Source organism: Terrihabitans aquatilis (genome assembly GCF_052542005.1).
Map to the genome: position 1 here is coordinate 227,866 of NZ_JBOCUO010000003.1, position 13,798 is coordinate 241,663.

The 13,798-nt window shown below is 63.0% G+C and carries 15 protein-coding genes and 1 tRNA gene; 7 read left to right on the plus strand and 9 right to left on the minus strand.

Annotation, left to right across the window (positions count from 1 at the left end):
• Positions 1-39 precede the first annotated feature (39 nt).
• Positions 40-116, plus strand: a tRNA-Arg gene (locus ACQ6S1_RS12020).
• Between the two features lie 211 nt (positions 117-327).
• Here ACQ6S1_RS12020 and ACQ6S1_RS12025 read toward each other — a convergent pair.
• Complete coding sequence (locus tag ACQ6S1_RS12025) at positions 328-1,269, minus strand: AraC family transcriptional regulator (protein WP_445041455.1); 942 nt, start codon at positions 1,267-1,269, stop codon at positions 328-330.
• A 146-nt stretch (positions 1,270-1,415) separates the two neighbouring features.
• On the opposite strand from ACQ6S1_RS12025, the gene ACQ6S1_RS12030 reads away from it, so the two are divergent.
• Both ACQ6S1_RS12030 and ACQ6S1_RS12035 read left to right on the plus strand, forming a co-directional pair.
• The gene (locus ACQ6S1_RS12030; protein WP_445041456.1) at positions 1,416-2,300 is read left to right on the plus strand and encodes an NAD(P)H-binding protein; all 885 of its coding nucleotides are present in this window, start codon (positions 1,416-1,418) and stop codon (positions 2,298-2,300) included.
• A gap of 13 nt (positions 2,301-2,313) precedes the next feature.
• Complete coding sequence (locus ACQ6S1_RS12035) at positions 2,314-3,078, plus strand: SDR family oxidoreductase (protein WP_445041457.1); 765 nt, start codon at positions 2,314-2,316, stop codon at positions 3,076-3,078.
• A gap of 579 nt (positions 3,079-3,657) precedes the next feature.
• Here the strand turns inward: ACQ6S1_RS12035 and ACQ6S1_RS12040 are convergent.
• Entirely contained in the window at positions 3,658-4,017 is a 360-nt protein-coding gene (locus tag ACQ6S1_RS12040) for a DoxX family protein (RefSeq protein ID WP_445041458.1), read from the minus strand.
• A 7-nt stretch (positions 4,018-4,024) separates the two neighbouring features.
• Positions 4,025-4,651 (minus strand): TetR/AcrR family transcriptional regulator, encoded by a 627-nt coding sequence (locus ACQ6S1_RS12045; protein WP_445041459.1) that lies wholly within the window; start codon positions 4,649-4,651, stop codon positions 4,025-4,027.
• A gap of 48 nt (positions 4,652-4,699) precedes the next feature.
• Between ACQ6S1_RS12045 and ACQ6S1_RS12050 the strand changes: the two genes are divergently transcribed.
• On the plus strand, positions 4,700-4,975 hold the full coding sequence (locus tag ACQ6S1_RS12050) for a Mov34/MPN/PAD-1 family protein (RefSeq protein WP_445042012.1): 276 nt from the start codon (positions 4,700-4,702) through the stop codon (positions 4,973-4,975).
• 189 nt (positions 4,976-5,164) lie between these two features.
• Here the strand turns inward: ACQ6S1_RS12050 and ACQ6S1_RS12055 are convergent.
• Positions 5,165-6,384 (minus strand): IS3 family transposase gene (locus ACQ6S1_RS12055; RefSeq protein WP_445042013.1). Its coding sequence is split into 2 segments (ribosomal slippage): positions 5,165-6,045 and positions 6,045-6,384, totalling 1,221 coding nucleotides; the frame shifts between segments, so codons are not numbered across the junction.
• Positions 6,385-7,140: 756 nt separating this feature from the next.
• On the opposite strand from ACQ6S1_RS12055, the gene ACQ6S1_RS12060 reads away from it, so the two are divergent.
• On the plus strand, positions 7,141-7,587 hold the full coding sequence (locus ACQ6S1_RS12060) for a DUF2383 domain-containing protein (protein ID WP_445041460.1): 447 nt from the start codon (positions 7,141-7,143) through the stop codon (positions 7,585-7,587).
• 77 nt (positions 7,588-7,664) lie between these two features.
• Here the strand turns inward: ACQ6S1_RS12060 and ACQ6S1_RS12065 are convergent, their stop codons facing one another.
• Positions 7,665-8,390 carry an SDR family oxidoreductase gene (locus ACQ6S1_RS12065; protein ID WP_445041461.1) on the minus strand — a complete coding sequence of 242 codons (726 nt, stop codon included), beginning with the start codon at positions 8,388-8,390 and terminating at the stop codon, positions 7,665-7,667.
• Between the two features lie 149 nt (positions 8,391-8,539).
• On the opposite strand from ACQ6S1_RS12065, the gene ACQ6S1_RS12070 reads away from it, so the two are divergent.
• The gene (locus ACQ6S1_RS12070) at positions 8,540-9,436 is read left to right on the plus strand and encodes an AraC family transcriptional regulator (protein ID WP_445041462.1); all 897 of its coding nucleotides are present in this window, start codon (positions 8,540-8,542) and stop codon (positions 9,434-9,436) included.
• A gap of 195 nt (positions 9,437-9,631) precedes the next feature.
• On the plus strand, positions 9,632-10,384 hold the full coding sequence (locus tag ACQ6S1_RS12075) for an outer membrane protein (RefSeq protein WP_445041463.1): 753 nt from the start codon (positions 9,632-9,634) through the stop codon (positions 10,382-10,384).
• A 302-nt stretch (positions 10,385-10,686) separates the two neighbouring features.
• Here the strand turns inward: ACQ6S1_RS12075 and ACQ6S1_RS12080 are convergent, their stop codons facing one another.
• Genes ACQ6S1_RS12080 through ACQ6S1_RS12095 form a run of 4 tightly spaced genes read right to left on the minus strand, consistent with a single transcriptional unit; the run spans position 10,687 to position 13,789 of the window.
• A complete protein-coding gene (locus ACQ6S1_RS12080) occupies positions 10,687-11,304 on the minus strand; it encodes a HupE/UreJ family protein (protein WP_445041464.1) in 618 nt (205 codons plus the stop codon).
• Positions 11,301-11,912, minus strand: a complete 612-nt coding sequence (locus ACQ6S1_RS12085) for a HupE/UreJ family protein (RefSeq protein WP_445041465.1) — start codon at positions 11,910-11,912, stop codon at positions 11,301-11,303. Before ACQ6S1_RS12085 ends, ACQ6S1_RS12080 begins: the two co-directional genes overlap by 4 nt.
• A 27-nt stretch (positions 11,913-11,939) precedes the next feature.
• A complete protein-coding gene (locus tag ACQ6S1_RS12090; protein WP_445041466.1) occupies positions 11,940-12,911 on the minus strand; it encodes a HupE/UreJ family protein in 972 nt (323 codons plus the stop codon).
• Positions 12,912-12,913: 2 nt separating this feature from the next.
• Positions 12,914-13,789: a peptidylprolyl isomerase gene (locus ACQ6S1_RS12095; protein WP_445041467.1), complete on the minus strand. Its 876-nt coding sequence runs from the start codon at positions 13,787-13,789 to the stop codon at positions 12,914-12,916.
• Positions 13,790-13,798 lie beyond the last annotated feature (9 nt).

Genomic DNA, 13,798 nt, shown 5'->3' on the forward strand with positions numbered 1-13,798 from the left:
CCCGTCGTCCGGACAGGCCAAGCGCCTTCCGCGGCATGCGCGCCCGTAGCTCAGCTGGATAGAGCATCAGACTACGAATCTGAGGGTCAGAGGTTCGAATCCTTTCGGGCGCGCCAAGTACCGCCATTTCTCCGCGCTTCGGACGAAAAATTCCGTCTTTCACCGCCGTGGCTACGCTCGAATCAGGAACGGTAAATACTCAGCAGATGAAAGCGTAGCAACGGCGGTAATCGGCTGTCCAAAGTTCGAATCGCTTACGGCCTAATAACGTATCCCGTGACGGAGTCCGAGGGGAGTGATTTGTAGGTGGCGCCTTAACTGGCGTGCTCAAATATCTCTGTGTTCGGCTTGCCGCTGGCTTTTGCCCCGCGTGACATAGTGGCGCGGTGAACACCCCATAACGCGCTTGAAAGCCATGCTGAAGGCGCTTTCGGATTCATATCCAAGGTCGATGGCGATGGCGGACAGGCGATCATCGGCTCTCTCAAGCCGGTCGCAGGCCAAGAGCATCCGCCAACGCGCCAGATACTGCATCGGCGTGTCGCCCATCATCGCACGAAACCGTTCGGCAAACACGGTGCGCGACATGCCGGCTTCCGCGCCAAGATCCTTCAGCGTCCAGTGTCTTGCGGGATCGGCATGAATCGCCTGGATTGCCGATCGCAACTGCCGATCCGCCAGTGCCGCGAGCCAGCCCCGCTCGGCCGATGCAGAATTGTCGAGATACGCTCGCAATGCCTGCAGCAAAATCATATGGGCCAGGTCCTGCGCCATCAGCCGCGCGCCGGGCAAAGTCTCGCTCAGTTCCTGCATCATCCGCTCCACCGACCAGCGAAGAGCTCCTTTCTCGGACTCTTTCTGTAGATGCAGGACGGGCGGTAACAAGTCGCGCAGCATTCCGGATGGTCCACCCGCAACGGCGAAACGCGCCCCCACCAGAGCAAATTCGCCTCCAGATCCCAGCACAACCTGACCTCCCGCCCGTGCCGGGGGAAACAAGGCGCCGGCTTCCATCGGTTCTGCCGACAGGTCGCTGCCCATCAGGAAAGACAGCCCGCGCGGCAGCACGAAAGCTTCCCCCTCCCGCAACCGTATCGGCGTCTTAACCCCGTCTACATGGAGCCAGCACTCGCCACGCAGAATGGCGTAGCATTTGATCTGCCCCCCTTGGTCGCCAAAGCGGACGCACCATGCACCCCCGGCATCGAAGCCCGAAGAGACAGTGGCGGAGGGTTTGAGGAGGGCAAGCAGGTCTGACAGCGGATCCATATGAATTCCGGACGATCGAAGAGGAAATGCGGATCTTACAAAATAGATCGTCCGCTTGGAACCGACTATCTCTGCTGCGGGAAATTCGACTGGGCCATGAGAAGCGACCGTCGCTGCGGGCTCGAAAGCTGAGAAAGATACTGGTTATGATCGTTGTCACTGCACCCACCAGCAGGATCGGAGATGCACTTCTCCCGCTTCTTCTGGAAAAGGAAGCACCCGTCCGCGTCATCGTGCGCGATGCTTCGAAGTTGCCCGACGCTGTTCGTGCGCGCGTGGATGTTATTGAAGGCAGCCATGGGGATGCCGACGTCCTCGACCGAGCGCTGAAAGGCGCGACCCATCTCTTTTGGCTCTGCCCGGCCGATCCGAAGGCACCTTCCGTCGAAGAAGCCTATGTCGGCTTCACCCGTCCGGCCGCGCAAGCCATCAAAGCCCACCGTGTCGGCCACGTCGTCGGCATCACCGCGCTTGGCCGCGGAACGCCCTATGCGGATGAAGCCGGCTATGTGACGGGTTCGCTCGCGATGGATGATCTTCTGGCCTCGACGGGCGCACATTTCCGCGCCTTGGCGCTCCCATCCTTCATGGACAATCTTCTGTGGCAGGTTCCGGTCATGCACGAAAAGGGCATGTTCTTCATGCCGATCCCAGGCGATCTGGAGCTTCCCGCCTGCTCGGTCAGCGACATCGCGTCGACCGCGGCGCGCTTCCTTCTGGATGACACGTGGGAAGGGCAGGAGGAAGTGCCGGTTCTGGGACCGGAAAACATCTCCTTCGACCAAATGGCTGACGTCATGAGCGAGGTGCTGGGCCGCAAGATCGTCTGCACCAACATCGCCTTCGAGGCCTATGACGCCATGTTCGTCAAGCGCGGCTTCACGCCCGCAATGGCCGCCGGCATGACCGATATGGCGCGCGCCAAGGCGAAGGGCCTCGATCTCGGCGTCCCCCGGACCACAAAGACGGCCAGCCCGACCAGCTTCCGCACCTGGTGCGAAACCGTGCTGAAGCCCGCCTTCGGCGCTTGATAAAGGAAAAATCATGAAAATGACAGGCAATACGATCCTGATCACCGGCGCTACCAGCGGCATTGGCCGCGCCCTTGCCGAAGCGTTTCATGCTCGCGGCAACCGCGTCATCATCGCGGGCCGCCGTCAGGAGCGGCTGGACGAAATCACCGCCAACCATCCGGGCATGCGCGGCATCGCGCTCGACGTGCGCGATGCGAACGCGGTCACAGCTCTGGCTGAACGCCTTGCGGATGAGGAACCCGAACTCAACGTCCTCATCAACAATGCCGGGATTTCCCGCCAGGAAAAGCTGACGCCTGGCGAAACGGATATCGCCACGACCCGCGACATCGTCGAGACGAACATCATGAGCGTCGTCCACGCCACGGCGGCCTTCCTGCCGCTGATCAAGGACAAGCCGAATGCCACGGTGATGACGACCAGTTCCGGCCTGGCCTTCGTGCCACGCAACAATTTCCCGACCTACTGCGCCTCGAAAGCCTTCCTGCACTCGTGGATCCAGTCACTGCGCGTCCAACTCCAACCGGCGGGGATCGAGGTGCTGGAGCTAGTGCCGCCGTATGTTCAAAGCGAACTCAGCGGCGCGCATCAGCTGACCGACCCGCATGCGATGCCGCTCGACGCGTTTATCGCCGCGGTGATCTCCCGGCTTGAAGCCGGCGACACGCCGGAGGGCGAAATCCTCGTTGATGAGGTAAAAGGCCACCGCTACGCCGACCGAAACGGCGATTATCCGCGCTGGTTCGGCATCTTCAATCCGGGTTTTTCCCGCTGATCGGACGCTCGGCAGTAACGGTCCCGAGTTGGAAGAACGGGCTAACGGGAGCCGATGATCCGCGTGAATGATATCGCTGCACGTCAGCATCCCTAAATGTCATCTATATGCAGGATCAGGAGAAGGCGGCGTTAGCGGTATCGGCGGCACTAACTAAGCATCTTTACCAGCAGGTCGCCGAAGCCCTTGTTGAACGATGTGCGCTTCGTTCGGGACCTGGAACTTCAATGTTGCCAGCTCTTGAACAGGAATTAGAGGCTGTACCCAGCCAGGCCCCGCGCCTGAGAAGCGTAGTAGCGCGGATCGTCCTGTGTTGCGGGGCCAAGTGGATGGATGTCCTCTGCGCTGGCGGCAATGGCGTCGGCGTGGGCGGCTTGCACCGCGCGAGATAGCCGACATGGAGGGCGAGCTTGATGCCATCCATCTTCTCGGCATCTGCACCTCGGTGAACACCAGTTTGATGCCGTCTCTCGACGCCAAGATACGGATCGTTCATCGGTGTCGCGCGCCTCCAGCGGCACGTAACCACGGAAAGAACGAGTTTCGACCGCATCCATGCGAATGGCGCTGCACCGGCTCTCAAGCCCGCGCGCCCGCGCGCGGGCGGGCCGTCAGCCAGGAAACGAGAAGACAGAAGCCGAACACGATCAGAGGCGCGATCGCATGCGAATATTCGCCATGCAGGATGACTGTACCCGCGGCGGCGAGCATCACAAGGCCGCCGAGAATCGGGCCATACACGTTACGCGGCCACACGATCACAAGTCCGGCGACCGAAAGTTCGAGCAAGCCGGTGACATAGTGGAACCAGCCGGGATATCCCCACCGTGCATAGTCGGCGAGGATGGCCCCGGAAGCGAAAATGTTCCCAAAGCCCCCGAAGACGAAGAAGGCGGCAAACAACCATCGAAGGATTAACGGCCAGTTGAGTCCAGGCATGCGGAATTCAGTCCTTTCTGGTCAGCGCGCCATCAAGGAACACGGTGACGGCGTTATCGACGATTTTCGAGATTTCGGCGGGTCTTAAAGGCGCGCCCACGCCGACCAAACAGCGCAACTGCGGTGTGGTCACGGCCAGGCTGATGTATTGGGCGGCCAGCGTCGCGGCGGGCATATCCGCCCGAAACTGTCCGTCGTGCTGCCTGTCCTCGAACCAGCGGGAAAGCAGCAGCGTCGCACTGTCATGCCCAGCATGCCAGATCGAGCGCGACAGTTCGGGAAACCGCTGCCCCTCGGCGATCATCAGTCGATGCAGCGCGAGGGTGCGGGGCTGCACCACGGTCTCCAGCGTCTTGCGGCCGAACAGGACCAGCGCGTCTCGCGGATCGGAGCCATGGATGTCGAGCCGCTCCAGGGGAGCCGCGAGTTCGGCGCAGCACTCCGTCACCGCTTCAATGAAAAGACCTTCCTTACCGCCGAAATAGTCGTAGATATTGCGGCGTGAGCCGCCCACGCTGGCGATCAGCGTATCCAGCGAGACGGCCTCGTAGCCCTGTTCGAGGAACATGTTAGCGGCCGTCTGTCGCAGTGCGCAGAGTCGCTCGGCACCTCTCCTCGTTCTGTAAGCTTCCATTCTGCGCCTCAATCCTCCGTTAAGGTCGTAAAATCAAATCGGTACGGTATCGTACCATACCTTTGTCGTCAAGGAACATTGTGCCCTTTTCATCCCAGCCGGTGCTTGGAACGACCGGAGATCTATAGGCTCTACCAGCGTCGCCTGCACTACGTGGGCGACTGGCACACTCATCCCGAACCGTTTCCATTGCCTTCACAAGATGATTTCCTAAGCATACAGGACATACTTAGGCGCTCCCGACATCCCTATACCGGCATCATACTTGCCATCGTTGGTCGGTCCTCCGCAGTGCGCGGGCTCTATGTCGGCATTGCGGACTGACGGTTGCTGCATGAACTTATCCCGTTATCGGCGGAGATCGTTGGTGCGGCTGGCGGCGCTGGTGTATGCTGATGGCATGGCCGCCAATCAGGTCACCGTCTGGCCGACCAGATTGCAGCACGCCGGCGTTGCGGCACTGAGCTGTGGCGAGTACTCGCCTTGTTGTTGCCCCCGAATGATCGGACACGATCAGGGTTGGGTTTGATCTGCGATGAACTCGCGGGGAGAACGATAGCCGAGTGCCTTGTGCGGATGAAGGCTGTTGTAGTGTTCGATCCACAAAGGCAGCGTTTTCATCACGGTTCTGGCGTCGGGTAGCGGCGAGACGCGGACGTAGTCGCGTTTCATCGTCTTGACGAATGCCTCGGCCATTCCGTTCGACTGCGGGCTGCGGACCGGCGTCGTCCTCGGCTCCAGCCCTATGTCGCGGGCCATCGTTCTGGTCTCGTGAGCAATGTATCCCGATCCGTTATCGCTGAGCCATTCGATCGTTTCGGACAAGCGGTTGATCTGACCAAAGCGGCTTTCGACGGCGGTGATGATGAGATCGCGCACGTCTTTGCCCTTGATACCCTCTGTTGTGGCGACATGGGCGATGGCCTCGCGGTCGCAACAATCGAGCGCGAAGGCGACACGCACCTTCTCGCCATTGTCACAACCGATCTCGAAGCCGTCGGAACACCAACGCAGGTTTGAGCGGTCGACGGCGACGCGGCCGTCATGACGGCGCTCTTCATGACCTCCCGCATGACAGGCCAGCAGCAGGCCATGCAGCTTCATGACACGGTAGACCCGCTTGTGGTTGGGCACCGGCGTTCCCGCGGCGCGTGCCTTCCTGCGCAGCACGGCGTGAACCCGCCGGTAGCCATAAGTCGGCAGGTCTTTGATGACCTCCTTGATCCCGGCGACCAATTCGCCATCGGGCTCTGGAGGACGGCCGCGTCGGCCCGATCCGCGCCCCTTTAAACGTTCGGCGATGTTGGACCGAGCGACGCCAAGCGTCTCGCAAACCGCCTTCATCGCGAACCATCCTTCGGCCACGACAGCGACCGCAACATTTGTTTTTTTGAGCCCGCCGCCAATTCAAGCGCGTCCTTCAGGATCTCGGTCTCCATCGTCTTCTTGCCGAGCAGACGCTGCAACTCGCGCACCTGGTTCTGGAGCGCGCGATACTCGGACGCTGCCACGACTTCGCTCTCGGCGGCCGTCGCCGTCAGTGCACCCTGAGCCGCGAGCTTGCGCCAGTGGAAGAGCTGATTGGGCTGAACGCCATTGCGCCGCGCCACCAGGCTCACCGTCACGTCCGGCGCATAGGTCTCATCGACCATCGCCAGCTTCTCAGCCGTCGTCCATCGCCGTCGGCGCTCCGGCCCGTTCAGGACCTCAATTGTCGGATTGCTACCAGTCATAGACACGACACTACTCCTAACTCTTATCCAAGAGAGAGATCGTGTCCGGAGCTTTCCGGGGCTATTTCACGCCTAACCTCTGCTTGGCGAGTTCGCTTACCACCTAGGTTGTGCTGACCACTCATTACTAGCCAGTATCAACAGTTGCGTAACCCGCCTTCGGTCTGGGAGCAGACATTCCAGAAGTCTGAGAAGGGTCACCTCGGGACGTTGGGGGCAGCCGATGACAATGTCCGCTTTTCGTGTTCTGGTGCTAATAGCGGCCGGTCTCCTCCGGCCCCCTCCCGCCGTTTAGATGAAGACCGTGACGACGATCCCCCAACGTGAGTCCCACACGTCCATACCGTCACGGCCAGCCTAATTGCTGATGCCGGCAAGCATGATCGTCCAGTTGCCGGGGGCGAGGCCGTATTCGAGGGGATTGAGCCGCCCCTTTTGCAAAAAAGGAGGGCCTTAGAGGGCTATGGAGGAGACATAGTTCTCTTCATCACCCGGTGCGGCGCGCCATTTATCTCCTCGCAATCACAGCGGTTAAAGGTCTGAGGCTTCAGCCTCCCTTCCGCACTCCATTCACAGCAATCTCCCATGCCTGCCTGATTCCGTCGTCGCGGCGTGCGGATGCGCGGTTTGTCGGGGCGAGCGCGTCCGCCTGCCCGCATGTGCATCGAGGCTCATCGGGCGAAGCGTGCGGCTTGAGGCAAAGCGGAACGCTTTCTCGCGGCGGGCATTGCGTTTGCGAGACCTGAAGGAGGAACAATGGTTACGACAGTCGGAACGGAATCGACCTTTGAGAAGCTCGTGCAGAACCTTCTCATCCTCGAGCACGACGCGATCGCCGCCTATCAATCCACCATCGATAAACTTGAGGATCCGGCCTCCAAGGCAAAGGTCGCCGAATTCAAGGCTGACCATGACAGCCATGTCGCCGAGCTCACTCGCCTGGCGGCCAGTCTCGGTGTCGAGGCCCCGCAGGAGGGCGATCTCAAGGAATATCTGACCACGGGCAAGGTCGCCCTTGCGGCCCTGATCGGCGATCGGACAATTCTCAAGGCGATGTCCACGAACGAGATCGAAACCAAGATGGCCTACGATCACGCGGCGAAGAACGAGGCCGCATCGGCGGAGGCGAGGGCCTTTTTCCAGAGGGCCTATGCCGATGAAAGCCGCCACAAGGACTGGATGGACGCCGCCGCGGCAAGCTGATCCGATCCCCGGCAGGCGTTTCAGACGCCTGCCGGATATCACACGTCGGGCTTGCCGTTCCGTCGGAGGGAACAGGCCTACATATTGGCGGCGGTCGGCCGCACGATCACCTCGTTGATATCGACGCCCTCGGGCTGTTCGAGCGCATAACGGATCGCGCGGGCGATCGCGTCGGGCGAGAGCGATTTCTGCCGCCATTCCTTCAGGGCCGCCGCCACCGCCGGGTCGCTGATGTCGTCGCCCAGTTCGGTCGCGGTCACGCCGGGCGAGATGATGGTGGAGCGGATATCGTCGTGCTCCTGCCGCAACCCTTCGGTGATCGCCCACACGGCGTATTTCGTGCCGCAATAGACAGCAGCCGTCGGCAGCACGAGGTGCGCGCCGACCGAGGCGACGTTCACGACATGCCCGCTGCGCTGCGCGATGAAGCGCGGCAACACCGCGCCGATCCCGTTCAGCACGCCATGAATATTGACGTCGATCATCCGCTTCCACTCGTCGCGCTTCAGCGCGCTCAGAGGTGACAGCGGCATCACGCCGGCATTGTTGACGAGCACGTCGATTCGTCCGAACCGCGCCTCCGCGGCATGGGCGAAGGCGTCGAAGCTCGCCGCGTCGGTCACGTCGAGTTCGCGCCAGGCGACCCGTTCGCCGAGTTCGTCCGCGAGCGCCTTCAGCCGTTCGCCGCGCCGCGCGCCGATGAACAGGCGTGCGCCCGCCGCGGCGAGCTCGCGCACGCTTGCCTCGCCGATCCCGCTCGACGCGCCTGTGATGAGCACGACCTTCTCGCTGATCCCTGCCATGATAAGTTCCTTTTGGTCTGGATGACGGGGCTCAGCATGGTCTCGCGGCGCATCCGGGCGGTAGCGCGATCGGCCGAAGAGATTGCACGATCCTCCAAATCGGATAGGCGAGGCTTGCGATAGCGCGTGCCTTCGTGGATCAAGGCGGCATGGAGAAGATAGCCGAGCTGGCGCAGCTCATCCTCCGCCACGGGCCGGCCGAAGGCCTGGCGGGCAATGCGGTTCCGCGTCTGTCGCTCATTCGGGCCGACCAGCCCAGCACGCCGGTGCCGGCGGTGTATGAGGCCTCGCTTTGCCTGATCGCCCAGGGGTCGAAGCGCGTCTCGCTCGGCGATCACAGCGTTGTCTATGATGCGTCAAGCTATCTCCTCGTCTCGGTCGACCTGCCGCTGGTCGGCCATGTGCGGGAGGCGAGCCCGGACGCGCCTTATCTTTGCTGCAAGATCGATCTCGATTTCTCGACGCTCGCCGATCTGCTGGTGGCCGAGCCGCGCGGGGCCCCGATCGGCGATCTGCCGGTGCTCGCGGTCTATCCCGGCGATCCCGATCTGATTGATGCCGCGTGCCGTCTCGTCAGGCTGCTCGATCGTCCGGAGAGCATCCCCGTGCTCGCGCCCCTGATCGAGCGCGAGATCTTCTACCGTCTGCTGACCGGGCCGCACGGTCCGGTGCTGCGCAGCATGGCATCGGCCGACAGCCATCTGAACCAGGTCAGCCGCGCCATTGCGACCATCCGCAATGGCTTCAACACGCAGCTTCGGATCGAGGAGATCGCCGCCTCGGCGGGCATGAGTTCGTCATCGCTCCACGCCCATTTCAAGGCGATCACGCGCATGACGCCGCTGGAATATCAGAAGCAATTGCGTCTTCAGGAGGCGCGGCGGCTGATGCTGGCGGACGGTACGAGCGCAGGCGCGGCGGGGTTCGCGGTCGGCTATGACAGCCCGTCCCAGTTCAGCCGCGAATATCGCCGTCTGTTCGGCGCGCCGCCGCGTGAGGACGTCGCGCGCCTGCAATCCACCGAGGTCTATGCCGGTCCTCTTTGACGCCGGCAAAACAGGGGATCGACATCGCCGCCGCAAATCGGCGGAGCGCGCACTTCCGGACAATAGGCGAGGCTATATAATCCTTATTTGTCAATATGATGACGGTTTTGGAAGGCTCCATTGTGGTAAAATGGATGCAGTAGATGACACATTGTTTCGGTATCAACGCCCCGGGTTTAAAAAAGGGGGTGCGAGATGCACAAGCGTTTGATCCTTACCAATGTTCTGCTGGCGATCATGTCCGTCGGCGCGGCTCAGGCCGCTGATCTGCCGGTCATGGTGGAAGCACCTTTGGCGCCGGTCGTCGAGGCCGAGGCATTCAACTGGAGCGGCTTCTACGCCGGTGTCCATGGCGGCTTCGCCACGGGCGACAGCACGTTCAACGATTTCGTTTCGGGTTTCGGCGATGCCGTCGAGAGCCCGGAATATGACATCGACGGCGGCCTGGTCGGCCTTACGCTCGGTTTCAACACGCAGGTCAACAATTTCGTGTTCGGTATCGAAGCCGAAGGCACCTGGGCCGACATCAGCGGCGACGGCACCGTCGCCGGCGAGTTCGCCGATGCCTGCCTCGCGCTGGATGATTCCTGCACCACCGAATACAAGGCCCTCGGAACCGTCACCGGCCGCGCCGGCGTCGCGTTCGATCGCGCTTTGGTCTTCGTCAAGGGCGGCGCTGCCTTCGGTCTGGCCGAATACACCGCCGGCGCTGTTGACGGTGGCGTCGCCACCGAGACCTTCGAAGACACCCGCATCGGCTGGACGGTCGGCGGCGGTCTCGAATTCGCCTTCAGCCGCAATGTCTCGGCCAAGATCGAGTACAATTACATCAAGTTCGAAGACGATGTGGACTTCGAGTTCTTCGACGGCTTTGGCACCTTCACCGCCGCCGGCGAGATCGAAGATCAGCTGCATGTCGTCAAGGGCGGCATCAACTTCCACTTCTGAGCCAAGGGGAACGAGCCGGCCCGGTATGGGGGTCGGCTCATCCATCCTGGCCTCGAAAGCCCCGGTTTCCGAAACCGGGGCTTTTTTCGTTCGACCCGCAGCGTCCAAGGTCAGAATATGGACGCCGCCGAAACCCTATGCCGCGATGCGGGCCTTGGCATCGTGGAGAGCGCGCCCGGTGGGCACAATCTGGCAGGGCAGGCCGAAGCTCGATCGCCACCTGCAAGACAGCACCCTTCAGCGCAAAGCAAAACGGCCACCTTTCGGCGGCCGTCCGGGCACTCATCGCGATAAATCAGCGGTCAGCTTGCGGCCGGCATAGCGAATTGCAGGCCCAGCACCATGATGCCTACGGCCGCCACCCAGCTTCCGCTGGCCCGCAGGGCGATGGGCCGCCAATCCCCGCTTCCCCGCAGGAAGGCCGTAGCTACTGCCGTCAGCAGCGTCACCGCCGCATAGCCGGTTATCGCCACGCCGGAAAAGAACAGCAGGCGGTCGGTGTCGCCCGTCATGGCGTCCGCGTTCTCATAGCCGTGCAAGATGCCTGTCGCGATCGTCAGGACGAGCAGCGCGGGCAGGGGAAGCGAGATCGCCGCCGCCAGCGCAAGGCCCGTCAGCGCCACGAGCGACAGGTCGAACACCGCCATGAAGGGCGGTTTCGGCAGAACGAGCGCGGCGACGCATCCGGCCAGCAGCGCCAGCGGAAAGGCGAGTATCACCCAGCGCGCGCGTTTCGGCCCCTGAAAGGCCGAGAGCGCCGCCAGCGCGATCCAGGGCAGTATCTGCTGGAGATCCGTCAGGGGATGCAGCGCGCCGCCGTAGAAATCGCCAAGGCGCGTATCCACGAGATGGGCGTGCGCGGTTCCCGGCAGGCCGATGAGCAGGCCCGCAATGGCCGCGAGTCGGAGAAAACGTCTCACCCCGTCACTCCCATCGTCGCCAGGATGAAGTAGAGGCCCACGCAGCCGATCAACGCGCCGCAAGCCCGCACGGCCATCGCGCCGCCGGGCCGCGTGATGAGCGCCCCGATGAGGATGCCGCCGAGATGGAGGAGGCCCGTCGCGGTCACGAAGCCCACGGCATAGGCCACCGGATCGGCGGCTTCCGGCAGTTCGCGGCCATGTGCATAGCCGTGGAAGATTGCGAACAGCGCCACGAGCGCCGCCGCGATCCCCAGCGCCGGCCGCACATTCAGCGCCACCAGCGCGCCAAGTGCGAGGCCGGAAAAGGCGATGATGAGTTCCACCGCCGGAAGCTCGACGCCCGACGTGCCGATGATGCCGCCGAGCGCCATGACGAGCGGGAAGGTGATGGGCAGCACCCAGATCGCGGGGCGGCCGAGCTGCGCGCCCCACAGACCCACGGCCACCATGGCCACCAGATGGTCCGGGCCGGTCAGCGGGTGCAGGAAGCCGCTCGAAAGGCCACCGGCCATGTGCACCCCGGTATGGGCCAAAGTGGGCGTCAGCGACAAGGCGGCGAGCAGGGGGGCGAGCGCAAGGCTCGCTTTCGAAGGCACGAACGTCATGACGACAGGGTCTTTCTCAAATCCGGACTACAGCCGGCCCAGGAACCAGAACGAGGCGACGCTGCCGATCACATAGGCCGGCAGAACCGCGCCCCAGCGCGGCAGCAGCGATTGCGTCTGCCGGTGTGCCCAGATCAGGACCAGCACCGCGGCCACGAAAGCGAGCTGCCCGATCTCGACGCCCACATTGAAGAACAGCAGCGCGATCGGAAGGGTGCTCTGCGGAATGCCGAGCGTCGTCAGCGCGGTGGCGAAGCCGATGCCGTGCAGAAGCCCGAAGCCGAAGGCCACGCTCCACGGATAGCGCGCGGTCAGGCCGGCCTCGCCCCGCTGGAGCTTCACGATCTCGACGCCCACGAACACGATGCTGAGTGCGATCGCGGCATTCAGCGGTTGCTCGGGAATGCCCACGATGCCAAAGGTCGCCGCCGCCAGCGAAAGGCTGTGCCCGACGGTGAAGGCGGTGATGACGCGCACCAATTGCCAATTGCGGCCCACCAGCCAGATCAGCCCGAGCACGAAGAGAAGATGGTCGATGCCGAGCAGGATGTGGTCGATGCCGAGATTGATGTAGGTCTCGGCCAGATCCATCCACACCGCGAGATTGGTGCCGGGGTTCTGCGCCACCGTCACCACCGGCTTGGCGGCGCTCACCGTGTAGGCCTGCATCTCGCCCTCGCGGGGAATGACGCGGATGGTGGCCACGGACTGGCTTTTGCCCAGCTCCATGAAGCTCAGCCGCCCGGCGAACCCGCGTTCCCCGCAATCGAGCTGCGGCGGGTCCCAGGTGCAATGCTCGGGAAAGATTGGCTGAAGTGTCATGTCGACCGGCGGCATCGTCCACTGGCCGATGAAGCGGCCTGGGGCCACCTCGCGCAGCGTCATCACGGCCATGCTGGCCTCATGCGCGCGTGCGGGCACAAAGGTCGTCAGCACGGCGAGAACCGCCAGCACGGCGAGAGCCGCCCGCTGAAGCCTGTGAAGAGGCGATTTCATCATCACTACCGGCGGATCACGTAATTGGTGCCGAGGTCGCGCGTCGCGGCGATGGCGAGAATGCGCCGGCGCTCGTCCTTCCAGCTCTGCGTGACCTGCGAATCCACCTCCGACAGGGGAACCGCGCGGCCGGGCTTGAAGGTGTCGAGCCGCACGATGTGCCAGCCGTCCTTCGATTCCATCACCTGCCAGTCGCCGACCTCCAGCGTGACCAGCCGGTCGACGAAATCCTGTCCGAACGAGGGCACGAGCGTCAGGCGCGGGCGCTCCGCGAACAGGTGCGCGCGGTTCTGGATGTCTTCCGGCTCGCGCTCGGCCTTGATATCCTCCAGCACGCGGCGGGCCTCCGCCTCGGCATCCGGGCCGGTGAAGGGCACTTCGATGAAGCTCACGAGGTCCGGCACGTCGTAGCGGACGCGGTGCTTCTCGTACCAGGTCTCGAGATCCTCGCGGGTCGGCTCCTGCACGTCCACGCCGTTGAAGATCAGCAGGCGCATCTTGTGGGTGACGCGGTCGCGAATCATCTCGTCGCCCTTGTCGAGCCCCTGCGACAGCGCCTCCCGGAAGGTGATCTCGTTCAGCACCCATACATCGATCAGCCCGGCGAGTTCGTCCTCGGCCGGCTCGCGGCCTTCATGGGCGCGCTTGAAGGTGTCGATGATCGACTGGCGAATCTCCGGGGTCACCTCGATCAGGCGCTCCGCGCTGACCGAGGGCGTCACCACGGCATGAACCGCGAAGATGATGGCGCCGATTACCAGGAACTGAAGCAGCGGTTCGCGGGCCATTTGCCCGATCGACCAGGCACGGCGCGGCGTTTGCGTCTGCTCGCGCCCGGCGCCGGCCGCGCCGGCATCAGGCTGCGCACTCTTTGATTCCACCACGTAATT